We start from the raw sequence: 20,369 nt of genomic DNA, 5'->3' as shown, positions 1-20,369 counted from the left end.
ACCATCACCCAACACCACCCCGAAGCCACAGTCCATAAACCAGCTTCCGATGCAGCCAGAACAGCATCACGCCCCCAAACAAGCCCAAAACAAACACGCCGCCATCGCGGAAAATGAACGGCTCCATCAAAACTTCGTCTGACCCCATCGGCCGCCGCATCGTGTTACGGAAGGTCACTGCATCGCGCGGCTTGATCTCCAGAAGCGCGAGATGGAATTTGAAATGCCGAGTGCGAAGATGGACCTCTCGAAGATCAAGACACTGATCGACTTTGTCGGACGATCGAACATCACCGAACTCTCCGTGACGGAAAAGGATCTCACGGTTCGGATCTTCCGGGCGCAGCCGACGGTGGGCGGGGCCGTGGCCGGGTCTGGGCAGGAGCGGTCGGCGGTTGCGGCGGTCGCCTCGGCGCCTGACCGGCTGTCGGTTGACCGGCCGTCTTCGTTCTTTTCCGTGAAGGCGCCTGTCTTCGGCGTGCTGCATCGAAGCTCGGCGCCGGGCGAGCCTCCGTTCGTCAAGCTTGGAGACCAGGTGGAGGAGGGGCAGACCCTCTTCATCATCGAAGCGATGAAGGTCTTCAACAAGATCGCCGCGCCGCGGTCCGGGCGCATCGCAAGCCTGACCGACGTCGATGGCGGCGAAGTCGAGACCGGCGACCTGCTGGCGGAGATCGCGTGATGCCGGAGACGTTCGACAGTTCCCGTTCAAGCGGCCCGCGGTTCGATACGGTTCTCATCGCCAATCGCGGGGAGATTGCGGCCAGGATCCAGAAAGCCTGCAGGGAACTCGGGCTGAAGACCGTCGTCGTCTATTCCGAGGCCGATCGCGAGGCGCCCTATGGCAAGACCGCAGACAACGCCCTCTGCATCGGCCCGTCGAGCGCGGCGAAAAGCTACCTCAACAGGGATGCTCTTCTTCTGGCGGCCCGCCTGACGGGAGCCGGCGCCATCCATCCCGGTTACGGGTTTCTCTCGGAGAACGCGGCATTCGCCGATGCGGTCGAAAAGGCCGGGTTGACATTCATCGGCCCGAGCGCGGCGTCGATCGAAACGATGGGCGACAAGATCGCCGCGAAGCGGGCGATGATCGCCGCCGGCGTTCCTTGCGTGCCGGGACCGGATACGGCGCTTGCCGACGATCCGGCCGCCGCGGAGCGCGTGGCCCTCGAGATCGGTTATCCCGTCATCGTCAAGGCCGCCGGTGGCGGAGGCGGACGAGGCATGCGGGTCGTGCCGGACGCCGGCCAGCTGCACGAGGCGGTCGCGCTCACCCGCGAAGAGGCACGGAAAGCTTTCGGTTCGCCGTCGCTCTACATGGAAAAGTTCCTTGGGCATCCGCGCCACATCGAGATCCAGGTCCTGTGCGACACCCATGGCAACGCGGTGTGGCTCGGGCACCGGGACTGTTCGATGCAGCGCCGCCATCAAAAGGTGGTGGAAGAGGCGCCGGCACCCGGGATCCCGCCGGATGTGATCCGGCCCGTCGGGCAGGCCTGCGTCGAGGCCTGCCGCCAGATCGGCTACAGGGGCGTCGGAACCTTCGAATTCCTCTACGAGGATGGCGCCTTCTATTTCATCGAGATGAATACGCGGCTTCAGGTCGAGCACCCTGTCACCGAGATGACGAGCGGGCTCGATATCGTCCAGGCGCAGATCAGGGCGGCTCAGGGCGACCCGCTCGATCTGCTTCAGGGCGATGTGAAATGTGACGGGCACGCTTTCGAATGCCGCATCAATGCGGAGGATCCGGATACGTTCCTGCCGTCGGCCGGCGTCATCACGGACGTCGCATTGCCCGAAGGACCCGGCATCCGCGTCGATACCCACATCCATGCGGGCTACAAGGTGCCGCCTTACTACGATTCGCTGATCGCCAAGCTGATCGTCCATGCGCCGACCCGCGCCGAGGCGATGGCAAGGATGCGCGAGGCGCTCGCCGGGACGCGGGTGGAGGGAATTTCCACCAATATCCCGTTCCTGCGCGCGCTTTTCGAGGATAGCGCCTTCGCGCGCGGCGAGACGGATATCCACTATCTCGAACAATGGCTGAAACAGCGGAGTGCATCATGAGTGCGATCGATTTCAGCGATCCCTCGACCATCGCGCTCCTGGCCGATGCGCTGACGGCAGCCGGAGTGAGCGGCCTGGAGATTTCCCGGCCGGGCGGGCAGTTGCGCATCGTCGTTGCGGCGGGGGAGGAGACGCGGATCGACGTGTCCGTGACTGCGCGGCCGGATTCGCGGGGAGTGTCGCCGGCTGTCGTCAGGGCGCCAATGGCGGGTCATTTCTGCCCGGGACACCTGTCGGGTTCCGCCGTCAGCGACAGCCTGCCACGCCCGGTCTCCGGGTCGGAGGTTCTGGGCTTCGTCCGCATCGGCCCCGTCCTGCTCCCGCTGAACGCCGGTCGTCCGGCTGTTCTGACGAAACGGCTTGCCGAACCTGACGCCCTGGTCGGCTTCGGCGATCCCCTGTTCGAGATCGAGCCTCAATCATGATTGCCATATTGAACAGCCATGGGCCGTTACGCGAAATCGTCCCCGCCACCCGGGGCCTTGCCCGCGTATCCTCGATCGGAGCCCGGGCCTTCCTGCTCGAGGCGCCCGGCGAGTTCGATCTCGCCGCACAACGCCGGATCTGGGCTCTGTCGCAGACGGTGAGGGGGTGGACGGATATTTCGGAAATCGTCCCGGGCATGACCAACCTGCTGGCGATATTCAGGGAAACGCCGGAAGATCCCGAGGGCGTGGTGGCGCGGCTGCTGGAGGCCTGGGACGATGCCCGCAGCATCGATCTGGTCGGCAAGACCATCGAGGTCCCCGTTCATTACGGCGGGGAGCATGCCATAGACCTGTCGGCACTCTGCGACCTTGCCGGGCTCGGCGACCGGGAGGTCGTCCGTATCCATCACGAGGCGACCTACCGCGTTTTTGCCTTGGGCAGCGCTCCGGGTTTCGGTTACCTGCATGGCCTTGATCCGCGCATCTACATGCCACGAAAGACCGTGCCGTCGCTGAAAATGGCGAAGGGCTGCGTGACGATCGGCGGCATGCAGACCGGCGTCGCGATGCTCACCGGTCCGAACGGCTGGAATTCCATAGGTTTCGCGGAACTGCAGATGTTCGACCCGATGTCGCCGACGCCGGCGATGATGGCGCCGGGAGACACAGTGCGGTTCGTGCCGGCAAGGATCGAGCTATGATCGAGATCGTGGAAACCGGCCCCTTTAATACGGTCCAGGATCTGGGGCGACAGGGCTATCGGGATATCGGGGTCTCGGCGAGCGGCGCGATGGATCCGCTGGCGGTGAGGATCGGCAATATTCTTGTCGGCAATGACGAGGGCGCGGCTGCGATCGAGGTGCAGACCTTCCCGTTCGGCCTGCGGTTCGATCGGCGAACCATCTTCGCGGTCACGGGCGCCGATGGCGCCCCGGCGCTTGACGGGGTGGAACTGCTTTCCTGGTGCGCCTATACGGCGGAGGCCGGGCAGGTGCTTGAACTGAGACATCCCCCGTCATTGGCGCGCGCCTATGTTTCGCTGGGAGGCGGCGTGGATGTTCCCGCGGTCATGGGGTCGCGCAGCACATCCCTGCGCGGCGGCTTCGGCGGCAATGCCGGCCGGCCTCTGGTAAAGGGCGATCGGATCGCGCTCGGTGACAGTGCCGACATCGTTCCGGTGCCGGCGAGCGGCTTGGCGGTCGTCGAGCCTGTCGTGGCGCTGCGGGACGTCTTTCCCGATTTCGTCGATGGCACGCTGCCGGTCCGGGCCCTGCCGGGTGGTGAGCATGCCCTGTTTCCCGACGACGGCGACGCCTTCTGGAGCCAGACCTGGAAGATCTCCTCCCGCAGCGACCGCACCGGCTACCGTCTGTCGGGCGAGCCCATCAAGCCGACGACGTCGATCGAGATGCGCTCCCATGGCGTGGTGCCCGGGGTGATCCAGGTTCCGCCGGGCGGGGAGCCCATCGTCCAGATGAGCGATGCGAACACGGCCGGCGGATATCCGAAGATCGCCGGCGTGATCGAATGCGACCTCTGGCGGCTTGGCCAGGCCCGCATCGGCAGCCGCATACGCTTCGTGCGGTCCACGCATGCGGAAGCGCGCGCGGTCGAGCAGGCGGTCGCCCGCTATGTCGAAGACGTCAGGAACACATCTGCGATGGTCAAGCGCGCCTTGAGGGCGATGGCTTGAAATATCGATCGGTCTAAGGGAGTTGACGATGAAAATCGACCTGAATTCCGACATGGGCGAAGGCTTCGGGCCTTACCGGCTGTGCGACGACGAGGCGATGATGAAGGTCGTGTCGTCGGCCAACATCGCCTGCGGCTTCCATGGCGGAGATCCGGACACGATGGCGCGCATGGTGCGGCTCGCAAAGGCGAACGGGGTCGGCATCGGCGCTCATCCGGGCCTGCCCGACCGGCTTGGTTTCGGCCGGCGCGAGATGCCATTCCAGCCGGACGAACTCCGCCAGCAGATGCTCTACCAGCTCGGCGCCCTCAAGGCGATCGCAGCGAGCGAGGGTGCCGCCGTCGGGCACATCAGTTTTCACGCGGCCATGGGCAATATGGTCAACCGCGATCCGGTTCTCGCCGATCTGATGATGGATGCCATTGTCGCGGTGGATGCGGGCCTTGTCGTGTTCGTGACGCCCGACAGCGAAATAGAACGGGCTGCCAAGCGGGCGCGATTGAAGACGCTGGCGCTTTTCCTGGCCGACCGGGCCTACGATGCCGAAGGCAGGCTTGTCGCCCGCGGGCTGACGGGCGCCGTCATCAAGGACGAAAATGCCGTGCGGGCAAGGGTGCGCCGCTTCCTTCACGACGGAACCGTCGAGACCATCGACGGAGGCTCCCTCGCCATGCCGGCGCGGTCCATCCTCGTGCATAGCGATACGCCGGGTTCGCTCGAACTTGCACGAACCGTCCGAAGCGAGATCGAAGCTTCGGGTGCAACCCTCGCTCCGGCCGCCGCGCTCGCGCTTTAACGTATCCCGGCCGCCAGCCCGGCGGCCGCCCGTTCCAATCCGTATCGAAAGATCATGTCGATGTCTGCTACAGCCGACCGCCTGAAAAACGTCTCCATATCCGCCTCCGCCGCCATGACCCAGCGTGCCCGGGAACTGGCCGCAAAGGGCGTCAAGGTCGTCAGCCTTTCTTCCGGCGAGCCCGATTTCCCGACGCCGCCGCATGCGATCGAGGCGGCCCACGCAGCAGCCCTCGGCGGAGATACGAAATACCCGCCGATGGACGGCACCCCCGCGCTCAAGGCCGCAATCAGCGGCAAGTTCAAGCGCGACAACAATCTCGATTACGATGCCAGCCAGATCGTCGTCTCCGGCGGCGGCAAGCAGGTGATCTTCAATACGATGCTCGCCACCTGCAATCCCGGCGACGAGGTCGTCATCCCGACGCCTTCCTGGGTGAGCTATGCCGATATCGTCAAGTTCGCCGGCGGGGTTCCGGTGGCGGTTCCCTGCTTCGAGCAGGCCGGCTTCAAGCTGCGGCCGGAAGATCTGGAAGCCGCGATCACGCCGCGTACCAAATGGCTGATCCTGAATTTTCCGAACAATCCGACGGGGGCGGCCTGCTCGCGCGCCGAGATGAAAGCGATCGCCGAGGTCATGCTGAGGCATCCGGATGTCTGGATTCTGACCGACGATATCTACGAACATCTGGTTTATGACGGTTTCGAATTCTGCACCATCGCGGACGCGGAACCCAGGCTCTACGACCGGGTCCTCACCATGAACGGGGTCTCGAAGGCCTATGCCATGACCGGCTGGCGGCTCGGCTTCTGCGCCAGCGGCTCCAGGGAGCTGATCAGCGCAATCAGCAACGTCAACGGCCAGAACGGCGGCGGCATCACCACGGTCACGCAGGCGGCTGCCATCGCGGCGCTGAACGGACCCCAGGATCTCCTCAAGGAACGGGCTGCGATCTACAGGCAGAGGCGGGATTTCGTGCTCGACCGGTTGTCGCAGGTGGAAGGACTGCGCTGCCACAAGCCCGAGGGCGCCTTCTACCTCTATCCCAACATGTCCGGCCTGATCGGCAAGACCACCAGGGGCGGGCGCAAGATCGAAACCGACGTGGATTTCGTGATGGCGCTGGTGGACGAGCATCACGTGGCGACGGTGCAAGGCGCCGCTTACGGTATGAGCCCCTATTTCCGCATTTCCTACGCAACGAGCATGGAAATGCTGGACGAGGGATGCGCGCGGATCGCCCAGTTCTGTCAGGACATGCGCTGACGCCCGGTCCGATGGATGTCCGGCGCGGGCGCGATCCGTGCCGGAACTGCCTTACGTCTTCAGCCGCGCGGTCAGTTCGAGAAGGATATCCTTGACCGCCAGCGCCGGCTCCGACAGCGAATTCTGATCGGAAATGCAAAGCGACAGCGTTTCCTCGATCCGCGGGGAAACGAGCCGGCAGATCAGCGGCTCGCTCGATTCGGTCACGATGCGGTCGGCGATGGCTTTCGGCATGATGGTCGCTCCAAGACCGCTGCCCACGGCCCGCGCCAATGTCCTGACGATTTCGACTTCAGCCACGACCTTCAAATTGATCCGGCTGCGCGTGAACGCCGTGTCGACGGCGCGGCGGACGAAATTATAGGCCGGCGGCATCAGAAGCGGCAAGCCGTCGAGAGCCGTGACCGGGATGGGCCTGGTATCCGCTTCGATCGCGAAGTCGCGGTGCGCGACGAGGAAAAATTCCTCGCTGAGGATCGGTTCGAACCGAACGCCCTTGATCGGTCCCGCTCCGTGGATCAGCGCCATTTCCAGCCGGCCGTTCATGATCATCTGGCTATAGGTCTGGCCGACGCTTTCGGTGAGATGGAGCAGGATGCCGGGATGGCGCCTGCGTGTTTCGGCCAGGAGATCGACCGAGAGCGTGGCGGCACTGCTGAAGGGCACCAGTCCCACGGAGACGCGCCCGGCCAGGGAATTGCCGGCGGCGGAAGCATCCGCCTGGGCCTGTTCCATCTGGCGAAGAATGATCTGGGCATGGCGATATACCGCGTGTCCCGCGTCGGTCATGCTGACGCCCTGCTGGCTACGGATCAGCAGTTTTTGACCGAAATGCTCCTCCAGCGCCGCCAGCTGCTGGCTGAGCGCCGGCTGCGCGATGTGCAGAAGGTCCGCCGCGCGCGTGATGCTGCCGCTGTCGACGATCACGATGAAGGATTTGAGGCGTCTGATGTCCATGCGGATTTTCGTCTTTTTTTGCGAACAGGCGCATGTTTGCAGACGCGATCTTCTTTTGCAACGCCGCCGCCGGCCGCCATGCCGGCCGCCAGACGGTCATCCGCCGTCATTGCTGGGCCAAGTCTCCATAACGGTTGCTTATTGCTCCAGAAATAATCGGTCTTAGGCAAGAGATCAAAGGTTCGCTACTGTCATTTACAACAACAAGGGGATCAGAATGCCATTCTCCGATTACAAAACCGCATTGGTCACCGGAGCTTCTTCCGGTATCGGCGCTGCTGTGGTGGAGCGGCTTCGGCGTGAGAATATCGAGGTTCACGCGGTTGCCCGCAGCGGCGATGCGCTGCGGGATCTGGCCGCCCGCACCGGATGTATTGCGCATGTCATCGACGTCACCGACCGGCCGGCACTGGCCGAACTTGCCGGTCGCGTCGAGTTCGATATCCTCGTCAACAATGCCGGCGTCGATCGCCCGAAGAAATTCCTGGAAGCGGACGAGAGCGACATCGATCTCCTCGTGGATGTCAATCTTCGTGCAGTTCTCCACATCTGCCGTCTGATCGTGCCGGGAATGGTCGCCCGCGATCGAGGTCATGTCATCAACGTTTCCTCGATCGCCGGCAATTACAATTTCGGCGGCAATTCCATCTATCACGCCGTCAAAGCCGGCGTCGCCATGCTGTCGAACCAGCTGCGCATCGACGCGTTCGGCAAGCGCGTGAGGGTCACGGAAATCTGCCCCGGTCGGGTCGCGACGGATATCTTCAACCATGTCCACGGCGACGACCCCAGCATCCGGGAACGGTTCATCGAAGGTTTCGAACTGCCGCAGGCAGCCGATATCGCGGAAGCGATCGCGTTTGCGATTGCCGCGCCGGTCGCGGTCAATATCGGGCACATGGAGATCACGCCGACATTGCAGGTCATGGGCGGACTGCAGACCGCCCGGCCGCAGCCGGCTCCGGCAGGCCCGGACAGTTCCAGGGAGCCGGGGCGGTGAACGGCTTCGATCTCTCGGCTATCCTGAGAAACCCCGAATATACGTCGATGCTCCTGCACGGCATCGAGATGACCTTCGTCATCTATGTCGGCTCGTGGCTGCTGGCCATGATACTCGCGCTCCTGCTCCTGTGCATCCGGTTTTCGCCGCTTCGCTTCGGCGACAGGGCGGTGGCGGCCTATGTCTCCTATCACCGGAACGTGCCGACCCTCGTCCAACTGATGCTGTGGTATTTCGGGATTTTCACGCTGCTTCCGGCGGGCCTGACCTCCTGGCTGGCGGCTCATAATGCCGAAGCGATTTTCGCCGTTATCGGTCTCGGCCTGTGCCAGGCGGCCTATTTCAGCGAGGACCTGCGGTCCGGCCTTCGCTCCGTCAGCCCCGGCCAGATGGAGGCCGCCAAGGCGCTCGGGCACGGCTATATCTCGGCGATGCGCTTCGTGATCATGCCGCAGGGGGTGCGCAATGCGCTTCCGCCGCTGATCAACCACAGTGTCTCCCTGTTCAAGAACAGCAGTCTCGCCATCGTCATCGGTGCGTCCGAACTGACGCATGCCGTGAAGGAAGTGGAAAATCTGAGCTTCCGCACCTTCGAGATCTATCTGATCGGGACGGTCCTCTACCTGTTCTTCTCGCTTCTGATCATGGGCGCCGGCGCTTACCTGTCGATGCGCGCCGATCCGGTCCGGAGTGCGCGCGCATGATCCACGATGTCATCGCCATCATCCAGGACTACTGGCTCCTGCTGCTGATCGGCCAATATCCGAATGGCCCGCTGGGCGGGCTTGCAAATACGCTGATCCTGTCGGCGCTCAGCATCGCGCTCGCCTTCCCGGTCAGCATCCTGCTGGCGCTGGCGCGGCTGTCGAAATGGCGGCTGCTGCGGTGGCCGGTCACCGCGCTCGTCTACATCACCCGCGGCGTGCCGCTGCTGATGCTGATCCTCTGGAGCTATTTCCTCGTTCCGCTCTGGACGGGCGCGGACGTGCCGAGCTTCGTGACGATGCTGACGACGCTGGTCGTCTACCAGGGCGCCTTCCTGAGCGAGGTCGTGCGCGCCGGCATTGTCGCACTCGGCAGCGGCCAGATGGATGCCGCACGTGCGCTGGGGCACAGCTCTCTCGGAGCGATGCGCTTCATCATCCTGCCGCAGGCGCTCTACAACATGATCCCGAGCATCATCTCGACCTTCGTCTCGACGATCAAGGATACGACGCTCGGATACGTCATCAATGTGCCGGACCTGACGTTCGCGGCGAGCCAGGTCAACAACCAGCTCCTGACGCAGCCCTTCCAGGTCTTCTTCATCCTTGCGGTCGTCTACTACGCGATCTGCTGGAGCCTGACGCATGTTGCCAACCTCGTCGAACGCCGCATCACGCGCCGCCGCGCCGGTTTGTCCGGCGCCGCAGCCCCGGCGCTCGTCTCGGCCAAAATCGTATCGGAGCAGCTATGAGCACCTCGGCAGCAGAGATCCAGCCATTGCAGACGATCCGCCTTTCGGACGTTTGCAAGAGCTATGGCGACTATCCGGTCCTCAAGAATATCGACGCTGAAGTCGCCCGTGGCGAGGTGGTGGTGATCTGCGGGCCTTCCGGTTCAGGCAAATCCACCCTGATCCGCACGATCAACCGTCTCGAGGAGATCAACAGCGGATCGATCACCCTCGACGGGCAGAACATCCATGCGGCGATGCGGACGCGGGAGCTCAACGCCCTGCGCAGCCGGATCGGTTTCGTGTTCCAGAACTTCAACCTGTTTCCGCATCTCTCGGTCGTCGAAAATGTGTCGATCTCGCCGGTCCGCGTGAAGGGCGTGGCGGCGAATGTTGCCCACGAAAAGGCGCTCAAGCTTCTCGATCGGGTCGGGCTCGCCGACAAGGCGCAGGCCTATCCCGGGCAGCTGTCCGGCGGGCAGCAGCAGCGGGTGGCGATAGCGCGGGCGCTCGCCATGGAGCCGCCTGTCATGCTGTTCGACGAACCGACCAGCGCGCTCGATCCGGAAATGGTCGGCGAGGTTCTGGCGGTCATGAAGAGCCTCGCATCCGAAGGCATGACGATGATCTGCGTAACCCATGAAATGGGCTTCGCCCGCGATGTCGCCGACCGCATCTGGTTCATCGATGCGGGGCAGATACTCGAGACGGCGCCGCCCGAAGAGTTTTTCAAGACCCCCCGGCATCCTCGTGCTCAGCGGTTCCTCGCCGATCTGCGCCATTGATAACCACGACCAACAACAAAGGAGAACAGCAATGAACTGGAAATTCCTCACCCTGACCACCATGCTGGCAGGCGCCGCGGCGGCCTTGCCGGCAAAGGCGGATCAGCTGGATACGATCATGTCGGCCAAGACGCTTCGCTGTGCGACGTTCGCGGATGTCGTGCCTTTCGCGGCGCCCGATCCGAAGACCCGCGAAATGGCCGGTTTCGACGTCGATCTCTGCAACGCGATCGCCAAGGAACTGGGCGTCAAGGCCGAAATCAAGCCGGTCTCGGTCGAGGCGCGCGTGCCGGAAGTCAAGCTCGGCCGCGTCGACATCACGGTTGCCAACCTTGCCTATACGCTGAGCCGCGCCGAGCAGATCCAGTTCAGCGACCCCTACTACCTCGCCAAGGAAATGCTGATCGTCCCGGCCGACGACCCCGGCAAGAAAAAGGCCGATTTCGAAGGCCAGCGCATCGCCTCGACCAAGGGCTCGACTTCGGAAATGTCGATCAAGCTCAACAAGTCCGATCCGCTGACCTTCCAGGATACCGCATCCGCCTATCTTGCCGTCCAGCAGGGCAAGGCGCGCGGCATGGTGGCGAACACGATGACGACGACCAAGTTCGTCAACGAGTCGAAGACCAAGGGCAAGGAAATGCGGATGATCGAGGATCCGATGCTGTTCCAGCCGATCGGCATCGGCATGGCAAAGGACAATCCGGCCCTGACCGCCAAGATCAACGAGGTGCTCCGCAAGCTCGATACGTCAGGCGAGCTCAACAAGATCTGGGACAAGTGGCTTGGCCCGGATACCGAATACAAGATGACGCGTAACGACAAGGTCGTGCCGCTCTCCGAACTGAAGTTCGACCCGATCCCCTGAGGCTCCGGCCCGGCTACTCCATCCAATTGCAAACACGCAAGAGTGCAGGCGGCGGGGCGTGCCCGCCGTCGGCCTAACCGTGGGAGGTTTCCATGATCCACATAAAAGATATCCCCGAACGGCCGAGCAAGGCTGACATCGAGGCAGTTTCCAAATTTTCGCCGGCTACCATCCATGAAGCGCAGGGACGCCGCGGAGCGCTCTCGTCGCGCCTGAAGCCCGTGGATTATCGCATGAAGCTGTGCGGCCCGGCATTCACGGTCAAATGCGCGCCGCGCGACAACATCATGCTCCAGCTCGCGATCAACTATGCCAAGCCGGGCGACATCATCGTCGTGTCCGCCGGCGAATACGAAGAGGCCGGTTCGTTCGGCGACGTTCTCGCCAATGCGTGCCTTGCGAAGGGCATCGGCGGCCTGGTGACCGACACGGGCGTCCGCGACACGCTGCAGCTGAGGGACCTCGGCTTTCCGGTGTTTTCCCTGAGCGTCTGCATCAAGGGCACCGTCAAGGAAACGATCGCGGCCGTGAACGACACGATCATCATCGGCGGCGAAACGATCAATCCCGGCGACATCATCGTCGGCGATGCCGACGGGCTGGTGGTTGTCCGCCGCGCGGAGGCCCAGGAGGCCGCACGGCTTTCCCAGGCCCGCGAAGATGCCGAAGCCGGCTATATCGCGGCCTACAAGCAGGGTAAGTCAGTCATCGAGGTCAGCAATCTCGAGCCGGTGCTGAAAGCCAAGGGCCTGGTCGTCGATATCTGAGCCTCAGCCACAATCGTCGGCAGGCGACGGTTTCTCTTCGGAAAGAATTTCGATGACTTACGGATTGTTTGATCTTTCGGGTCGGCGTGCTTTGGTGACGGGTTCGTCGCAGGGGATTGGGTTTGCTTTGGCCAAGGGGCTGGCTGATCACGGCGCAGCGATCGTCCTGAATGGCCGCGACACCGGCAAGCTTGAGGCCGCCTCGCGGCAGTTGCAGGAGGCGGGGGCCGTCGTTTCGGTGTCGGATTTCGACGTGACCGATCCCGAGGCGGTCAGGCGGGGCGTGGACGCGATCGAGGCCGGGATCGGGCCGATCGACATCCTGGTCAACAATGCCGGCATGCAGTTCCGCAGCCCGCTGGAGGAGTTTCCGGTGGACCGCTGGGAGCAGCTGATGAAGACCAACGTCTCCAGCGTCTTTTACGTCGGCCAGGCGGTGGCGCGTCACATGATCGGCCGCGGGCAGGGCAAGATCATCAACATCGCCTCGGTGCAGAGCGAGCTGGCCCGCCCCGGCATCGCCCCCTACACGGCCACCAAGGGCGCGGTGAAGAACCTGACGCGCGGCATGTGCACGGACTGGGCAAAACACGGCCTGCAGGTCAACGCGATCGCGCCGGGCTATTTCAGGACGCCCTTGAACCAGGCGCTGGTCGACAACCCGGAATTCTCGTCCTGGCTGGAGAAGCGGACGCCGGCGGCGCGCTGGGGCAATGTCGAGGAACTGGTGGGGGCCGCGGTGTTTCTCGCCGGCCGGGCGTCCTCCTTCGTCAACGGCCACACGCTCTATGTCGACGGCGGCATCACCACCTCGCTTTAGGAGCCGTCCGGGCCAGCGGCGCTTCCAGGCGGGCAGGGGAAACGTCATGACCGTCGGGACCGGCCGGCCCTGGTGAGGGCCGGCAGCGGTGGCCCGCATCGCATCCATATCGCGTCCATGGCCGTACGCCATGGCGACAAACCATCGAACAACATCACCCTGGAGGACACAATGGCCAAGCCGGACATCCTGCTCGTCGGGCCCTACCCGGAATGGGATCTCGTCGAACTGGAAGCGCAGTACAACGTGCTGAAGCTTTACGAGGCCGAAGACCGCGACGCCTTCGTCCGCGATCATGCGCAGGGCATCCGCGCCATCGCCACGCGCGGCGAGCTCGGCGCCTCCGCCGACCTGATCGGCAGGCTGCCGAAGCTCGAAGTCGTCTCGGTCTACGGCGTCGGTTACGACGCGGTCGATCTCGACGCCTGCCGGGCGCGCGGCATCCGGGTCACCAATACGCCGGACGTGCTGACCAACGACGTCGCCGACCTTGGCGTGGCGATGATGCTGGTCCAGTCGCGCGGCATGATCGGCGCGGAAACCTGGGTGAAGGACGGCAGCTGGGTGGAGAAGGGCCTTTATCCGCTGAAGCGCCGCGTCTGGGGCCGCAAGGCCGGCGTGCTCGGGCTTGGCCGCATCGGCTTCGAAGTGGCCAAACGGCTGAAGGGCTTCGACATGGACATCGCCTATAGCGACGTCGCGGAAAAACCCCATGGCGAAGGCATGACCTTCGTCGCCGATCCGGTCGAGCTCGCCCGGCGCTCGGACTTCCTGTTCGTGACGCTGGCGGCATCGGCCGCCACCCGCCATATCGTCTCGAAGGATGTCATTGCCGCTCTCGGCCCGGAGGGGATGCTGATCAACATCTCGCGCGCGTCGAATATCGACGAGGAAGCGCTGCTCGAGGCGCTGGAAAGCGGCGCACTGGGTTCGGCGGCGCTCGATGTGTTCGAAGCCGAGCCGAAACTCGATCCGCGGTTCCTGAAGCTCGACAACGTTCTGGTCCAGCCGCACCACGCATCCGGCACGATCGAAACCCGCAAGGCGATGGGCAGGCTGGTGCGCGACAATCTCGCCGCCCATTTTGCCGGCGCCGCCCTGCCCACGCCCGTCGTCTGAAGCGCGTTGCGCTTCGGACCTTGTTTTGACGCATGCCGTAATCGCAAGGCCGTTTTACACCCTTGCGCGGCGGCCTGCCTTTAAGAGGAAAAGCCCATGAAAGCCGTCGTCATCCATGCCGCCAGGGACCTGCGCATCGAGGAGCGCGAGGTCGAAGCGCTCGGCCCCGGCCAGGTGGAGGTGGCCATCGAGGCCGGCGGCATCTGCGGCTCCGACCTGCATTATTACAATCACGGCGGCTTCGGCACGGTGCGGCTGCGCGAGCCGATGATCCTCGGCCACGAGGTGGCCGGCACGATCGTCGCCCTTGGCAAGGCATTGGGGGAGGGCGTGTCTGCCCTTGCGGTCGGAGACCGGGTGGCGGTCTCGCCGAGCCGGCCCTGCAATGCCTGCGACTATTGCCTGAAGGGGCAGCAGAACCATTGCCTCAACATGCGCTTCTACGGCTCGGCGATGCCGATGCCGCATATCCAGGGTGCGTTCCGCCAGCGGCTGGTGGCCGAACCGTGGCAGTGCCACAGGATCGCGGACGGCGTCTCGATCAACGAGGCGGCGATGGCCGAACCGTTCGCGGTGACGCTGCATGCGGTCAACCGGGCCGGCTCGCTCGCGGACAAGCGGGTGCTGGTCACCGGCTGCGGCCCGATCGGGGCGCTGGCGATCATCGCCGCGCGTGCCCATGGCGCCCGCGAGATCGTCGCGACCGACGTGATGGCCGCGGTCCTCGACAAGGCGCTGGCGATCGGCGCCGACCGGGTCATCGATGTCGCCAGCCATCCGGAGGAGCTTGCCGCCTATTCGGCCAACAAGGGTTACTTCGACGTGCAGTTCGAGGCGTCGGGCAATGAGCGGGCCGTCCGCTCCGGCCTGGAGGTGCTCAAGCCGCGCGGGGTGCTGGTCCAGCTCGGGCTTGGCGGCGACGTCGCCATTCCCCAGAACGTGGTGGTCGCCAAGGAAATCGAGATGAAGGGCACGTTCCGCTTCCACGAGGAATTCGGCCTCGCCGTCGACCTGATCGGCAAGCGCCGCGTCGACCTCAAACCGCTCCTCACCGCAATCTTCCCCATCAACGACGCCGTCAACGCATTCGAAACCGCAGCAGACAGAACAAAATCAATGAAGGTCCAGCTCGCGTTCTAGCCCCTCGGTTGCCAATGAGCCGGGAGTTGATGCGCATCAAAGAACGCTGTGACGGAAGGGCGCATAGACAGACATGACTGCGCCGTGCCAGTAACGGGTGTCCAAACCGGACATCCGGGGCTGCCGCAGCTGATGAGGGGATCGTGAAAAACCGCAGGACACCTGCCTCAAGTATTGTCTTCACGATGATCGTGGCCTACGCGCTCGTCTTGCAGATGCTGCTTGGGTCCGTGCTTCTCGGCTCGACGGTCGCGGCTCCCGTCCTCGACGATTTTGGAAACCCGCTTTGCATCACCCATGCCGACATCGGCGGCAAGTCCGATCATAAGGACGGATCAAAGCTGCCCGAATGCTGCACCCAGGCGTGCAGTATTCTCGCTCCGGTGCTTGCACCGCAACTTTCCGACAATTTTCTGAGCAACCGGCTGGAAGCCAGTTCCAGACTGGTTCCGATCGAAGCGGATACAGGTCCCTTCGAACGTCCCGAGACCTCCCCCGGAAATCCCCGCGCGCCACCTCAGGCCGCCTGAACGGATGCCGCGCAAGACGTTCGGCGTCTTGCGATATGGCATGCAGACCGGAGATTTAAGCGAGGCCCACGCGAACCTGAAGGCTCGCCAGGCGCTCTCGGTCGGCAATCCCGCGCGCTTCTGTCTCGTGATCTCACCCGAGGGCCAATCGGCAACGGCGCAGTGAAAGCCGTTGCAGCTGCCGGCGACCGGCAGACGGAAGCATGGGCGGGATCGCCCTTTCAAGCCACCAACCCATATCGGACTGGAGCCATGCTGGCTGCCGGCCGCTCGAGACCAGGCCGCCCATGGCGCGGCCACGTACGGAGAATTTACATGTTGAAGAAAATCACCATAGCCGCCGCCGTCCTGATGTTCGGCAGCACCGCCGCGCTGGCGCATATCACCCTGGAAGGAAAGGAAGCTCCCGCAGGTTCGACCTACAAGGCGGTGCTGCGCGTGCCGCACGGCTGCGAGGGCAAGCCGACGAACACGGTGCGCGTCCAGATCCCGGAGGGTTTCTACGGCGTCAAGCCGCAGCCGAAGGCGGGCTGGACGCTCGACAAGGTCAAGGGCGCCTATGCCAAGGCCTATGACAATCACGGCTCTCCCGTTACCGAAGGGGTGAAGGAAGTGGTCTGGAGCGGCGGCAATCTCGGTGACGACGAGTATGACGAGTTCGTCCTGCGCGGTACGATTGCCGCCGATCTGAAGCCCGGCGACATGCTCTATTTCCCGGTGATCCAGGAGTGCCCGGAAGGCCTCAAGGAACGCTGGATCGAGGTGCCGGCCGCAGGCCAGAAGGCTTCGGACCTCGAACTGCCGGCGCCCGGCGTCAAGCTTCTTCAGAAGGCTGGCAACTGAACGATCCGTCCACGCGGGAGCATGAAGGCCGATGACGCCGCTTTGCGACAAGGCAATTTCCCTGACCGGCATCTTGCCGCGGTTCGTGTCCACGATCCTGCTGTGGCTGGTCATGGCGGCGGCGGCATGCGCCCATGCATCCCTCAACACGACCGAGCCGCGGGACGGCTCGGTCGTGTCCACGGCGCCGCGCGTGATCACGCTGACGTTCAGCGAGCCCGTCTCGCCGACCAGTCTCAAGCTCACGCGACCTGACCGGAGCACCGTGGTTCTCAAAAACGTCGTCCTCAAGGACAGGACCATCGAGATCACGCCGCCCGGCGACCTCTCGGGCGGCAGTTATCTCCTCTCCTGGCGGGTCGTTTCGGAAGACGGTCACCCGATCGGCGGTTCGGTCGTCTTTTCCATCGGGCAGCCGAACGGCAATGCCCGGGGGGCTGCGGCCGATATCGACTGGCCGGTCCGCGCCGGTCTCTGGATTGGCAAGGTCGCACTTTATGTCGGTCTCTTCTTCGGCGTCGGCGGCGTTTTTGCGATCCACTGGTTCGCGGGCGGTTCCGGTAAGGCGCTGAGACAGGTCGCGGTCACTCTTGGCGCAGGTTTTGCCGGTGCCCTGCTTTCGGCCGGCTTCCAGGGTCTCGATACGGTGGGTGAGCCTGTCCCGCGGCTTTTCGCGCCCGGGGTCTGGACGGCGGGAATGACCACGAGTTTCGGCCCGACCGTCATCTTTGCGCTTGCCGCGCTGGCGCTTGCGGGGCTTGCCCTGGCCTGCGGGCCAGGCAAGGACGCCCGCTGGATATCCATATCGGCCGTCATGACGGCGGCATTCGCCCTTTGCCTCAGCGGGCATGCGAGCGCCGCAGATCCGCAATGGCTGATGCGCCCGGCCGTCTTTCTGCATGTCGCGGCCATCGCGATCTGGGCCGGTGCGCTGCTGCCGCTCCTCGCCGAGTTCAGAAAGGGCGGTGAAGCGGCAGGCGTGGCACTACACCGCTTCTCGGTCTTCATACCATGGGCCGTTCTGGTGCTTGCCGCGGCCGGCGGCGTGCTCGCGGTCGTCCAGGTCCGCACACCGGCCGGGCTGGTGACGACGGCTTACGGGATCGTTTTCCTCGTCAAGCTCGCGCTGCTGATCCTGCTGTTTGCCCTGGCGGCCTTCAACCGGTGGAAACTCACGTCCGGTTCGGAAAAGGGAGAGCCGGGCGCGATCCGTCTGCTGGTTCGTTCGATCGCGGTGGAAACGGTCGTTCTGCTCCTCATCTTTGCCGTGGCTGCGACATGGCGGTTCACGCCGCCCCCACGCGCCCTGGTCGCCGAAGTCGAAAGGACTGCCGTGGTTCGCCTGCAGACCGGCAAGGCCGTGGCCGATGTCAGGATCACGCCCGCCCGGGTCGGGGACGTGGCGATATCGGCGGTCATCGCCAAGGGCGACGGGTCTCCGCTCGACCCTCAGGATGTGACGGTTGTGCTGTCCAACCCCGGGGCGGGGATCGAGCCGATAAGGCGCAAGGCCGCGAAAGGAAAGGACGGCTGGACGGTGCCCGATATCGTGCTCCCTCTTCCCGGGCGATGGCGGCTTCGCCTCGACGTGATCATCAGCGATTTCGAGATCACCAGGATGGAGGGGGAGGCCGAGATCGCGCCCTGATCTCGGCCCGACGGGCCGCGCCGGACGGGACGGGCCGTCGGGATCGATAGTCCCTATCCTTCCGCCACCCGCCGCCTTACGCGGATCAGCATCGGGCCGTATTCGAGAACAAAAAGGCCGAAAGCGGCAAGCCATGCGATGCCGGACAGCGAATAGATCAAGCTCGCAAATTCGGGGAAAAGGCCGGCGCTGGGTCTCAGGAATGCGCAGAGCACGATCGCCGCATAGGAAGCGATCGTCGTCGGCGAAGCGGTGAGCACCCGTCCGGTATGGCCCCGGCTCGCCCTTGTCATGACGGCGAGCATCATCGTGGTCACGGTTCCGACACTCAGGACGTGGATTGCCGACGTCTCGTCGAAAAGGTTCACGGCTGCCAGGCCGATCGCCAGGAAACCCAGCGGCACGAACAGGTAGGCGACATGCAGCACCGTCACCAGTATTTCCGCCGTCGTCGTCCAGCCCCGCCAGCGTGCGAGCCGGACCGCATGCATGACGGCCGCCAGTCCCGCCGCTCCGGCGACGAGCCTTCCGTCGTCCAGAACGATCCAGGCTGCCAGGGCGGCGACCCCGCACAGGATGGCGGCCGTGTCGAAGCGGTCATAGGCGGCGGGAAAATCCGTCCGGCCGGTCTTGTTGATCCAGTTGCGGGTAAAGCTCGGAATGATTCGGCCGCCGACGACCAGGATCATTGCGGTATAGGCCGAAAGGGCAAGCTTGATCCCCAAGGATGGATGCTGCCCGGCGGTCACCGCCAGATGATAGAGGACGTTTGCGACCGAGAGGGCCATCAGTCCCGCGACGACTTTCAGATCCTTCCACTTCCGGCCGGCGACCACTTCGCGCACGCAGATGAAAAGAAGAAGCGGCAGAAAGACGCTGTCGGCCAGAATGGCGGCCGTAGTCCCGATATAGTCCGACAGAAGCAACGCCAGCCTGCCGGCGACCCAGACGAGGAAAAGAAACACCAGCGGCCACCCGGACACCGGCAATCTGCCGGTCCAGTTGGGCACCGCGGTGAGCAGGAAACCGGCAAGCACCGCGCTTGCATAACCGAACAGCATCTCATGCGCATGCCAATGGACCGTGCCGTAGGTCTCGGCCACATCGGTCAGTCCCGCCAGGCTCGTTATCCACAGCAGCATCGCGACGATCGCCCAGAGCGCCGCGGAGAGAAAGAACGGCCTGAAGCCGTAGGAGAATATGATCGGGGCTGTCGTGGAAAGTCCCCTGGGGACGCCGCCAGGTCGCCTTGCCGCCGGAATTGTCGTCATCTTCGGAGCTCCTTGATTTCCGACAGTCTTATAGCGGCGGCGATGTCACCCTTCTTTGCGGCGTCGCAAGCAAACAGGGAATGTCTGTTGCAGGTGAAGTGCTCGCCGCGCAGTGGGAGCGTCCCCGCGATACCGGTTTGATCGGTGGAATGTCGGGGCGCGGCAATACCGCATCTTCGATCCCGGCACGGGTTATGCTAGGGTCCCATCGACCCCTAGCGGAGCATAAGCCGTTGAAGATCGATAAGAGCCTCGTGAAAAGTTTTCCCCTGTTCGAGAGAATGGAGGATGCCGATACCGACGCCCTTCTCACGCATGCAACCTCCCGCAGGGTGCCGGTCGGCGAAGCCGTGTTCGAGCAGGGCGCGGCCGCGACGCATTTCTATCTGCTTCTGCATGGAAGGCTGAAAGTCACGCAGGTCACCGAGGACGGCCAGCAGATCATCGTCCGCGTCGTCCATCCGGGTGATCTGTTCGGTTTCGCCAAGGCGCTTCAACGGATGGACTATCCCGGCACGGCCATGGCCGTGGCCGAAAGCATCGCGCTTTGCTGGCCGACCGAGCTCTGGCCCCAGTTCGTCGATCGCAATCCCCGCCTTGCGGTCACGGCGATGCAGACGATCGGGCAGCGCCTGGAAGAAGCCCATGCCCGGATCCGCGAAATGTCGACGCAGGAGGTCGAGCAGCGTGTCGCCCATGCCGTGCTGCGGCTGATCAAGCAGGCCGGCCGCAAGGAGGGGGACGCGGTGCGCGTCGATTTCCCGATTTCCCGGCAGGACATCGCCGAGATGACCGGCACCACGCTTCATACCGTCTCCAGAATCATGAGCGCATGGGAAGCGAAGGGGCTGGTCGAAGGCGGGCGCCAGAAGCTGCTGGTCAAGGATGCCGACGGCCTGCTGGCCCTGGCGGAAAGCACGAAGGACTAAC

Annotated in this window: 23 protein-coding genes; 21 read left to right on the top strand and 2 right to left on the bottom strand. The window is 64.1% G+C overall.

What is annotated here, in order from left to right; genetic code table 11:
• Positions 1 to 238 precede the first annotated feature (238 nt).
• From J2X76_RS29540 to J2X76_RS29510, 7 genes are read left to right on the top strand one after another with little or no spacing between them, the layout of a single operon-like run.
• Positions 239 to 682: an acetyl-CoA carboxylase biotin carboxyl carrier protein subunit gene (locus J2X76_RS29540; RefSeq protein WP_310221188.1), complete on the top strand. Its 444-nt coding sequence runs from the start codon at positions 239 to 241 to the stop codon at positions 680 to 682.
• Complete coding sequence (gene accC / locus J2X76_RS29535) at positions 682 to 2,073, top strand: acetyl-CoA carboxylase biotin carboxylase subunit (RefSeq protein ID WP_310221171.1); 1,392 nt, start codon at positions 682 to 684, stop codon at positions 2,071 to 2,073. The genes J2X76_RS29540 and accC overlap by 1 nt, the downstream gene beginning before the upstream one ends.
• The gene (locus J2X76_RS29530) at positions 2,070 to 2,498 is read left to right on the top strand and encodes an acetyl-CoA carboxylase (protein WP_310221169.1); all 429 of its coding nucleotides are present in this window, start codon (positions 2,070 to 2,072) and stop codon (positions 2,496 to 2,498) included. The genes accC and J2X76_RS29530 overlap by 4 nt, the downstream gene beginning before the upstream one ends.
• Positions 2,495 to 3,202, top strand: coding sequence for a 5-oxoprolinase subunit PxpB (gene pxpB, locus J2X76_RS29525; protein ID WP_310221167.1), 708 nt, complete (start codon positions 2,495 to 2,497; stop codon positions 3,200 to 3,202). The genes J2X76_RS29530 and pxpB overlap by 4 nt, the downstream gene beginning before the upstream one ends.
• Positions 3,199 to 4,194 carry a biotin-dependent carboxyltransferase family protein gene (locus tag J2X76_RS29520; protein WP_310221166.1) on the top strand — a complete coding sequence of 332 codons (996 nt, stop codon included), beginning with the start codon at positions 3,199 to 3,201 and terminating at the stop codon, positions 4,192 to 4,194. Before pxpB ends, J2X76_RS29520 begins: the two co-directional genes overlap by 4 nt.
• A 28-nt stretch (positions 4,195 to 4,222) precedes the next feature.
• The gene (locus J2X76_RS29515; RefSeq protein WP_310221164.1) at positions 4,223 to 4,990 is read left to right on the top strand and encodes a 5-oxoprolinase subunit PxpA; all 768 of its coding nucleotides are present in this window, start codon (positions 4,223 to 4,225) and stop codon (positions 4,988 to 4,990) included.
• A 54-nt stretch (positions 4,991 to 5,044) separates the two neighbouring features.
• The gene (locus J2X76_RS29510) at positions 5,045 to 6,256 is read left to right on the top strand and encodes a pyridoxal phosphate-dependent aminotransferase (RefSeq protein ID WP_310221162.1); all 1,212 of its coding nucleotides are present in this window, start codon (positions 5,045 to 5,047) and stop codon (positions 6,254 to 6,256) included.
• Positions 6,257 to 6,307: 51 nt separating this feature from the next.
• Here J2X76_RS29510 and nac read toward each other — a convergent pair whose 3' ends face one another.
• A complete protein-coding gene (gene nac / locus J2X76_RS29505) occupies positions 6,308 to 7,213 on the bottom strand; it encodes a nitrogen assimilation transcriptional regulator NAC (RefSeq protein ID WP_113131259.1) in 906 nt (301 codons plus the stop codon).
• A 217-nt stretch (positions 7,214 to 7,430) separates the two neighbouring features.
• On the opposite strand from nac, the gene J2X76_RS29500 reads away from it, so the two are divergent.
• The 13 genes from J2X76_RS29500 (at position 7,431) to J2X76_RS29440 (ending at position 18,168) form a co-directional block, all read left to right on the top strand.
• The gene (locus J2X76_RS29500) at positions 7,431 to 8,213 is read left to right on the top strand and encodes an SDR family oxidoreductase (RefSeq protein ID WP_113131258.1); all 783 of its coding nucleotides are present in this window, start codon (positions 7,431 to 7,433) and stop codon (positions 8,211 to 8,213) included.
• Positions 8,210 to 8,917: an amino acid ABC transporter permease gene (locus J2X76_RS29495; protein ID WP_310221160.1), complete on the top strand. Its 708-nt coding sequence runs from the start codon at positions 8,210 to 8,212 to the stop codon at positions 8,915 to 8,917. The genes J2X76_RS29500 and J2X76_RS29495 overlap by 4 nt, the downstream gene beginning before the upstream one ends.
• A complete protein-coding gene (locus J2X76_RS29490; protein ID WP_113284349.1) occupies positions 8,914 to 9,669 on the top strand; it encodes an amino acid ABC transporter permease in 756 nt (251 codons plus the stop codon). The genes J2X76_RS29495 and J2X76_RS29490 overlap by 4 nt, the downstream gene beginning before the upstream one ends.
• A complete protein-coding gene (locus J2X76_RS29485) occupies positions 9,666 to 10,433 on the top strand; it encodes an amino acid ABC transporter ATP-binding protein (RefSeq protein ID WP_310221158.1) in 768 nt (255 codons plus the stop codon). The genes J2X76_RS29490 and J2X76_RS29485 overlap by 4 nt, the downstream gene beginning before the upstream one ends.
• A 31-nt stretch (positions 10,434 to 10,464) precedes the next feature.
• Positions 10,465 to 11,301 carry an ABC transporter substrate-binding protein gene (locus J2X76_RS29480; protein ID WP_113284351.1) on the top strand — a complete coding sequence of 279 codons (837 nt, stop codon included), beginning with the start codon at positions 10,465 to 10,467 and terminating at the stop codon, positions 11,299 to 11,301.
• A 92-nt stretch (positions 11,302 to 11,393) separates the two neighbouring features.
• Positions 11,394 to 12,068: a 4-carboxy-4-hydroxy-2-oxoadipate aldolase/oxaloacetate decarboxylase gene (locus J2X76_RS29475; RefSeq protein WP_310221155.1), complete on the top strand. Its 675-nt coding sequence runs from the start codon at positions 11,394 to 11,396 to the stop codon at positions 12,066 to 12,068.
• Between the two features lie 52 nt (positions 12,069 to 12,120).
• Entirely contained in the window at positions 12,121 to 12,888 is a 768-nt protein-coding gene (locus J2X76_RS29470; RefSeq protein WP_310221153.1) for an SDR family oxidoreductase, read from the top strand.
• 171 nt (positions 12,889 to 13,059) lie between these two features.
• Positions 13,060 to 14,007 carry a 2-hydroxyacid dehydrogenase gene (locus tag J2X76_RS29465; protein ID WP_310221152.1) on the top strand — a complete coding sequence of 316 codons (948 nt, stop codon included), beginning with the start codon at positions 13,060 to 13,062 and terminating at the stop codon, positions 14,005 to 14,007.
• A 96-nt stretch (positions 14,008 to 14,103) separates the two neighbouring features.
• Positions 14,104 to 15,147 carry an L-idonate 5-dehydrogenase gene (locus J2X76_RS29460; protein WP_310221151.1) on the top strand — a complete coding sequence of 348 codons (1,044 nt, stop codon included), beginning with the start codon at positions 14,104 to 14,106 and terminating at the stop codon, positions 15,145 to 15,147.
• 143 nt (positions 15,148 to 15,290) lie between these two features.
• The gene (locus tag J2X76_RS29455) at positions 15,291 to 15,677 is read left to right on the top strand and encodes a hypothetical protein (protein WP_310221150.1); all 387 of its coding nucleotides are present in this window, start codon (positions 15,291 to 15,293) and stop codon (positions 15,675 to 15,677) included.
• Positions 15,678 to 15,681: 4 nt separating this feature from the next.
• Positions 15,682 to 15,843, top strand: coding sequence for a hypothetical protein (locus J2X76_RS29450; protein WP_310221148.1), 162 nt, complete (start codon positions 15,682 to 15,684; stop codon positions 15,841 to 15,843).
• Positions 15,844 to 15,992: 149 nt separating this feature from the next.
• Complete coding sequence (locus J2X76_RS29445; protein WP_310221147.1) at positions 15,993 to 16,520, top strand: YcnI family protein; 528 nt, start codon at positions 15,993 to 15,995, stop codon at positions 16,518 to 16,520.
• Between the two features lie 31 nt (positions 16,521 to 16,551).
• Positions 16,552 to 18,168, top strand: coding sequence for a copper resistance protein CopC (locus J2X76_RS29440; RefSeq protein ID WP_310221146.1), 1,617 nt, complete (start codon positions 16,552 to 16,554; stop codon positions 18,166 to 18,168).
• 53 nt (positions 18,169 to 18,221) lie between these two features.
• On the opposite strand, the gene J2X76_RS29435 is transcribed toward J2X76_RS29440, so the two are convergent.
• Positions 18,222 to 19,439 carry an NnrS family protein gene (locus J2X76_RS29435; protein ID WP_310221145.1) on the bottom strand — a complete coding sequence of 406 codons (1,218 nt, stop codon included), beginning with the start codon at positions 19,437 to 19,439 and terminating at the stop codon, positions 18,222 to 18,224.
• Between the two features lie 233 nt (positions 19,440 to 19,672).
• Here J2X76_RS29435 and J2X76_RS29430 point away from each other — a divergent pair, with 233 nt between their 5' ends.
• The gene (locus tag J2X76_RS29430) at positions 19,673 to 20,368 is read left to right on the top strand and encodes a Crp/Fnr family transcriptional regulator (RefSeq protein WP_113285535.1); all 696 of its coding nucleotides are present in this window, start codon (positions 19,673 to 19,675) and stop codon (positions 20,366 to 20,368) included.
• Position 20,369: the final 1 nt, after the last annotated feature.

The organism is Neorhizobium sp. 2083 (genome assembly GCF_031455615.1).
Classification (GTDB): Bacteria; Pseudomonadota; Alphaproteobacteria; order Rhizobiales; family Rhizobiaceae; genus Neorhizobium.
The sequence above is the reverse complement of the archived record's forward strand: the minus strand, read 5'-3'. Positions and strand labels throughout refer to the sequence as shown.

Excerpts from the sequence above, each read along its gene's own strand:
- J2X76_RS29520 (WP_310221166.1), top strand. The coding sequence starts at position 3,199 with ATGATCGAGATCGTGGAAACCGGCCCCTTTAATACGGTCCAGGATCTG.
- J2X76_RS29450 (WP_310221148.1), top strand. The coding sequence starts at position 15,682 with ATGCCGCGCAAGACGTTCGGCGTCTTGCGATATGGCATGCAGACCGGA.
- J2X76_RS29510 (WP_310221162.1), top strand. The coding sequence starts at position 5,045 with ATGTCGATGTCTGCTACAGCCGACCGCCTGAAAAACGTCTCCATATCC.
- J2X76_RS29530 (WP_310221169.1), top strand. The coding sequence starts at position 2,070 with ATGAGTGCGATCGATTTCAGCGATCCCTCGACCATCGCGCTCCTGGCC.
- nac (WP_113131259.1), bottom strand. The coding sequence starts at position 7,213 with ATGGACATCAGACGCCTCAAATCCTTCATCGTGATCGTCGACAGCGGC.
- J2X76_RS29445 (WP_310221147.1), top strand. The coding sequence starts at position 15,993 with ATGTTGAAGAAAATCACCATAGCCGCCGCCGTCCTGATGTTCGGCAGC.
- pxpB (WP_310221167.1), top strand. The coding sequence starts at position 2,495 with ATGATTGCCATATTGAACAGCCATGGGCCGTTACGCGAAATCGTCCCC.
- J2X76_RS29490 (WP_113284349.1), top strand. The coding sequence starts at position 8,914 with ATGATCCACGATGTCATCGCCATCATCCAGGACTACTGGCTCCTGCTG.
- J2X76_RS29435 (WP_310221145.1), bottom strand. The coding sequence starts at position 19,439 with ATGACGACAATTCCGGCGGCAAGGCGACCTGGCGGCGTCCCCAGGGGA.
- J2X76_RS29475 (WP_310221155.1), top strand. The coding sequence starts at position 11,394 with ATGATCCACATAAAAGATATCCCCGAACGGCCGAGCAAGGCTGACATC.
- J2X76_RS29485 (WP_310221158.1), top strand. The coding sequence starts at position 9,666 with ATGAGCACCTCGGCAGCAGAGATCCAGCCATTGCAGACGATCCGCCTT.
- J2X76_RS29540 (WP_310221188.1), top strand. The coding sequence starts at position 239 with ATGGACCTCTCGAAGATCAAGACACTGATCGACTTTGTCGGACGATCG.
- J2X76_RS29515 (WP_310221164.1), top strand. The coding sequence starts at position 4,223 with ATGAAAATCGACCTGAATTCCGACATGGGCGAAGGCTTCGGGCCTTAC.
- J2X76_RS29460 (WP_310221151.1), top strand. The coding sequence starts at position 14,104 with ATGAAAGCCGTCGTCATCCATGCCGCCAGGGACCTGCGCATCGAGGAG.
- J2X76_RS29440 (WP_310221146.1), top strand. The coding sequence starts at position 16,552 with ATGACGCCGCTTTGCGACAAGGCAATTTCCCTGACCGGCATCTTGCCG.
- J2X76_RS29470 (WP_310221153.1), top strand. The coding sequence starts at position 12,121 with ATGACTTACGGATTGTTTGATCTTTCGGGTCGGCGTGCTTTGGTGACG.
- J2X76_RS29465 (WP_310221152.1), top strand. The coding sequence starts at position 13,060 with ATGGCCAAGCCGGACATCCTGCTCGTCGGGCCCTACCCGGAATGGGAT.
- J2X76_RS29480 (WP_113284351.1), top strand. The coding sequence starts at position 10,465 with ATGAACTGGAAATTCCTCACCCTGACCACCATGCTGGCAGGCGCCGCG.
- J2X76_RS29500 (WP_113131258.1), top strand. The coding sequence starts at position 7,431 with ATGCCATTCTCCGATTACAAAACCGCATTGGTCACCGGAGCTTCTTCC.
- accC (WP_310221171.1), top strand. The coding sequence starts at position 682 with ATGCCGGAGACGTTCGACAGTTCCCGTTCAAGCGGCCCGCGGTTCGAT.